The 5770-nt window shown below is 53.4% G+C and carries 3 tRNA genes and 3 rRNA genes; all 6 read left to right on the top strand.

Annotated elements, in window-relative coordinates:
• Positions 1–290: 290 nt before the first annotated feature.
• The 6 genes from ACODSR_RS20630 (at position 291) to ACODSR_RS20605 (ending at position 5770) form a co-directional block, all read left to right on the top strand.
• Positions 291–1779, top strand: a 16S ribosomal RNA gene (locus tag ACODSR_RS20630).
• Positions 1780–2041: 262 nt separating this feature from the next.
• A tRNA-Ile gene (locus ACODSR_RS20625) sits at positions 2042–2118 on the top strand.
• Positions 2119–2129: 11 nt separating this feature from the next.
• A tRNA-Ala gene (locus tag ACODSR_RS20620) sits at positions 2130–2205 on the top strand.
• A 300-nt stretch (positions 2206–2505) separates the two neighbouring features.
• Positions 2506–5300 (top strand): 23S ribosomal RNA (locus ACODSR_RS20615).
• A 189-nt stretch (positions 5301–5489) separates the two neighbouring features.
• A 5S ribosomal RNA gene (gene rrf / locus ACODSR_RS20610) occupies positions 5490–5604 on the top strand.
• The 16S, 23S and 5S rRNA genes sit together here with 3 tRNA genes alongside, the layout of an rRNA operon.
• A gap of 89 nt (positions 5605–5693) precedes the next feature.
• A tRNA-Met gene (locus ACODSR_RS20605) sits at positions 5694–5770 on the top strand.

Here is a 5770-nt window from a genome sequence, read left to right as displayed (position 1 = left end):
ACGGTCGCCACTATGGTTGGACGCCATTCCCTCGGCACTTAGGTATCGGGGCGGGATGGTTGTCCGGTTTTTAGTTTGGTTGTGGTTCTTTGACATTGTTAGTCAGATGAAGGGACATGTGGGCGGCGGCTCCGGTCTGCGGCGGCTTTCAGGCGTCGTGCGATCGGTTAAATTTAGGCCGTTCCTATATGTCTCAATATATATCCACTAGTTTATATATTGTGCAGGAATGGCTCCTGGAAATGAGCGGTTTCTGTTGGGCTTATTCCGCCTGGCAGGGACTGGACATCAAACTTGAGAGTTTGATCCTGGCTCAGAACGAACGCTGGCGGCATGCCTAATACATGCAAGTCGAACGAGATCTTCGGATCTAGTGGCGCACGGGTGCGTAACGCGTGGGAATCTACCCTTGGGTTCGGAATAACTTCGGGAAACTGAAGCTAATACCGGATGATGACGAAAGTCCAAAGATTTATCGCCCAGGGATGAGCCCGCGTAGGATTAGCTAGTTGGTGGGGTAAAGGCTCACCAAGGCAACGATCCTTAGCTGGTCTGAGAGGATGATCAGCCACACTGGGACTGAGACACGGCCCAGACTCCTACGGGAGGCAGCAGTAGGGAATATTGGACAATGGGGGCAACCCTGATCCAGCAATGCCGCGTGAGTGATGAAGGCCTTAGGGTTGTAAAGCTCTTTTACCCGAGATGATAATGACAGTATCGGGAGAATAAGCTCCGGCTAACTCCGTGCCAGCAGCCGCGGTAATACGGAGGGAGCTAGCGTTGTTCGGAATTACTGGGCGTAAAGCGCACGTAGGCGGCGATTTAAGTCAGAGGTGAAAGCCCGGGGCTCAACCCCGGAACTGCCTTTGAGACTGGATTGCTAGAATCTTGGAGAGGCGAGTGGAATTCCGAGTGTAGAGGTGAAATTCGTAGATATTCGGAAGAACACCAGTGGCGAAGGCGGCTCGCTGGACAAGTATTGACGCTGAGGTGCGAAAGCGTGGGGAGCAAACAGGATTAGATACCCTGGTAGTCCACGCCGTAAACGATGATAACTAGCTGCCGGGGCACATGGTGTTTCGGTGGCGCAGCTAACGCATTAAGTTATCCGCCTGGGGAGTACGGTCGCAAGATTAAAACTCAAAGGAATTGACGGGGGCCTGCACAAGCGGTGGAGCATGTGGTTTAATTCGAAGCAACGCGCAGAACCTTACCAGCGTTTGACATCCTCATCGCGATTTCCAGAGATGGATTTCTTCAGTTCGGCTGGATGAGTGACAGGTGCTGCATGGCTGTCGTCAGCTCGTGTCGTGAGATGTTGGGTTAAGTCCCGCAACGAGCGCAACCCTCGCCTTTAGTTGCCAGCATTTGGTTGGGTACTCTAAAGGAACCGCCGGTGATAAGCCGGAGGAAGGTGGGGATGACGTCAAGTCCTCATGGCCCTTACGCGCTGGGCTACACACGTGCTACAATGGCGACTACAGTGGGCTGCAACCGTGCGAGCGGTAGCTAATCTCCAAAAGTCGTCTCAGTTCGGATTGTTCTCTGCAACTCGAGAGCATGAAGGCGGAATCGCTAGTAATCGCGGATCAGCATGCCGCGGTGAATACGTTCCCAGGCCTTGTACACACCGCCCGTCACACCATGGGATTTGGATTCACCCGAAGGCACTGCGTTAACCCGCAAGGGAGACAGGTGACCACGGTGGGTTTAGAGACTGGGGTGAAGTCGTAACAAGGTAGCCGTAGGGGAACCTGCGGCTGGATCACCTCCTTTCTAAGGATATCGGCGGAAAGCGTCCGGGCTAGTCTCGGAAAGAGCTTCCTCCATTCCAAAGAACATATGCCGCCGTCCTCATGTCCCTTCATCACTGGAAAATACGCCTCGTAAGAGACGTATCTGCCTGAGCAGGCTATGCCCTGTTTGGTTTGCGCCAACGGACCTGCAAGGTCCGCAAGGCCGAACGGCCGCCGCTGCTTATGCAGCGAAAGCCAAGCCGACGGATGTCGGCGCCGGCGCTTGAGGCGAAACAAACAACGGGCCGGTAGCTCAGGTGGTTAGAGCGCACGCCTGATAAGCGTGAGGTCGGAGGTTCAACTCCTCCCCGGCCCACCATTGCTTGGTTGGGGGCTTTAGCTCAGCTGGGAGAGCGGTTGCTTTGCAAGCATCAGGTCATCGGTTCGATCCCGATAAGCTCCACCAAGCAACTGTGCAGCATAAGCGTGCAGTGGACATTTCCAGAGATGAAGAGAAACGATTTACCAGCCAAGGCTGGTGATATGGAGCGCATTGCGCTCCTCTTTGACATTGTGAATGGGTTTTTTAATCGATGCCGTGGCGACGCGGTGTTGGTTTTTTTGGCAGAAGCTGCAAGGCTGATGCAGGGAAGATCGGCAAAGCGTTGTACACGAATGATTATCTAGCTGAGTTTAATAACCACATTTTCTGACGGCAGGAAAAGCACTTGATCTTCCAGTGTTGTCGTTGGTGGTGTGGACTCTCAAGCGTGAGGTAAGGGCATCTGGTGAATGCCTTGGCATGTACAGGCGATGAAGGACGTGGCACGCTGCGATAAGCGTGGGGGAGCCGTGAGCAGGCTTTGATCCCGCGATTTCCGAATGGGACAACCCACCTTCACCATTTAAGACTGGCCCTGAGGAAACTCAGGCCCCGTGTTAAATGGGAGAGGTATCACTAAGCTGAATAAAATAGGCTTTGGTGAGGCGAACCCGGAGAACTGAAACATCTCAGTACCCGGAGGAAAAGACATCAACCGAGATTCCGTTAGTAGTGGCGAGCGAACGCGGACCAGGCCAGTGCCTGGATGTTAGTTAACAGAAGTGTCTGGAAAGGCACGCCATAGCGGGTGACAGCCCCGTATGTGAAAGCGAACATCCAGGACTTGAGTAGGGCGGAGCACGTGAAACTCTGTCTGAACATGGGGGGACCACCCTCCAAGCCTAAATACTCGTACATGACCGATAGTGAACCAGTACCGTGAGGGAAAGGTGAAAAGCACCCCGATGAGGGGAGTGAAACAGTACCTGAAACCGGATGCCTACAAGCAGTGGGAGGGGCCTTGAGCCCTGACCGCGTACCTCTTGCATAATGGGTCTGTGACTTAGTGTATCAAGCAAGCTTAAGCCGTTAGGTGTAGGCGCAGCGAAAGCGAGTCTGAATAGGGCGACAGAGTTTGATGCATTAGACCCGAAACCCGGCGATCTATGCATGACCAGGTTGAAGGTGCGGTAACACGCACTGGAGGACCGAACCGTTCAATGTTGAAAAATTGTCGGATGAGTTGTGCTTAGGGGTGAAAGGCCAATCAAGCCGGGAAATAGCTGGTTCTCCGCGAAATCTATTGAGGTAGAGCGTCGAATGATTGCCGTTGGGGGTAGAGCACTGGATGGTTGCGGGGGTCGCGAGATCTACCAACACTAACCAAACTCCGAATACCAACGAGTCTAGTTCGGCAGACAGACGGCGGGTGCTAAGGTCCGTCGTCAAAAGGGAAACAGCCCTAACCTACAGCTAAGGTCCCCAAGTCATCACTAAGTGGGAAAGCATGTGGGATTTCCAAAACAACCAGGAGGTTGGCTTAGAAGCAGCCATCCTTTAAAGAAAGCGTAACAGCTCACTGGTCTAAACAAGAGATCCTGCGGCGAAGATGTAACGGGGCTAAAGTGATGCACCGAAGCTTAGGGTGTGCAGTTTACTGCACGCGGTAGCGGAGCGTTCCGTAGGCCGTTGAAGCGATCTGGTAATGGGTCGTGGAGGTATCGGAAGTGCGAATGCAGACATGAGTAGCGATTAACAGTGTGAGATGCACTGTCGCCGAAATTCCAAGGGTTCCTGCTTAAAGCTAATCTGAGCAGGGTAAGCCGGCCCCTAAGACGAGCCCGAAGGGGGTAGTCGATGGGAACCACGTTAATATTCGTGGGCCTGGAGGTGTGTGACGGATGGTGTAACTGGTCAGGGCTTATTGGATTGCTCCTGGCTGGGAAATCGTCCCAGGAAATAGCCCCTCCGTATAGACCGTACCCTAAACCGACACAGGTGGAATGGTAGAGTATACCAAGGCGTTTGAGAGAAGTATCCTGAAGGAACTCGGCAAATTGCCTCCGTACCTTCGGAAGAAGGAGGCCCCACATAAGCGCAAGCTCTTGTGGGGGGCACAGGCCAGGGGGTAGCGACTGTTTAGCAAAAACACAGGGCTCTGCTAAGTCGGCTTCAAGACGACGTATAGGGCCTGACGCCTGCCCGGTGCCTGAAGGTTAAGAGGAGGTGTGCAAGCACTGAATTGAAGCCCAGGTAAACGGCGGCCGTAACTATAACGGTCCTAAGGTAGCGAAATTCCTTGTCGGGTAAGTTCCGACCTGCACGAATGGCGTAACGACTTCCCCACTGTCTCCAGGATATGCTCAGCGAAATTGAATTCTCCGTGAAGATGCGGAGTACCCGCGGTTAGACGGAAAGACCCCGTGCACCTTTACTGCAACTTCAGAGTGGCATTAGGAAAGAGCTGTGTAGCATAGGTGGGAGGCTTTGAAGCATCGACGCCAGTTGATGTGGAGCCATAGGTGAAATACCACCCTGCTGTTTTCTGATGTCTAACCTCGCACCGTTATCCGGTGCAGGGACCCTCTGTGGTGGGTAGTTTGACTGGGGCGGTCGCCTCCTAAAGAGTAACGGAGGCGCGCGATGGTGGGCTCAGGACGGTTGGAAACCGTCTGTTAGAGTGCAATGGCATAAGCCCGCCTGACTGCGAGACTGACAAGTCGAGCAGAGACGAAAGTCGGTCATAGTGATCCGGTGGTCCCTCGTGGAAGGGCCATCGCTCAACGGATAAAAGGTACGCCGGGGATAACAGGCTGATGATTCCCAAGAGCTCATATCGACGGAATCGTTTGGCACCTCGATGTCGGCTCATCACATCCTGGGGCTGGAGCAGGTCCCAAGGGTTTGGCTGTTCGCCAATTAAAGTGGTACGTGAGCTGGGTTCAGAACGTCGCGAGACAGTTTGGTCCCTATCTGCCGTGGGCGTCGAAATTTGAGAGGAGTTGACCCTAGTACGAGAGGACCGGGTTGAACATACCTCTGGTGTACCTGTCGTCACGCCAGTGGCGCAGCAGGGTAGCTATGTATGGACGGGATAACCGCTGAAAGCATCTAAGCGGGAAGCCTCCCTCAAGATAAGATTTCATAGGACGGTCGAAGACCACGACCTTGATAGATCGGATGTGGAAGTGCGGTAACGCATGGAGCTAACCGATACTAATTGTCCTATTCGCGCTTAAACGGTTCATAACGAACCGCAGAGTCCCACCATCAATGACAGCTCTGGAAACAGAAGCCTGACGAACATGGTCGGTTGTTAAGCCAGCTAGATTACACATGAAAATGAGCCTGTTGGCACATTTTCCAAGTAAAATGCTTGAACGTGCACGGTATCGATTAAAACACCCTTATATGCGCCTGCTTCATTGCTTGGTGACCATAGCGTCTGTGACCCACCCGATCCCATCCCGAACTCGGCCGTGAAACCTGACTGCGCCGATGGTACTATTGCTCAAGCACTGGAAGAGTAGGGCGTCGCCAGGCATTGAAGCACGCGCATATACGGATATAAAAACCCATTCACAGTCCATAAAAGGGCGGACCCAAAAGGTCCGCCCTTTATCAGTTGGTGACGCGGGATGGAGCAGCCCGGTAGCTCGTCAGGCTCATAACCTGAAGGTCGTAGGTTCAAATCCTACTCCCGCAACCA

It is taken from the genome of Sphingobium sp. FG125 (genome assembly GCF_057809795.1).
The sequence above is the reverse complement of the archived record's forward strand: the minus strand, read 5'-3'. Positions and strand labels throughout refer to the sequence as shown.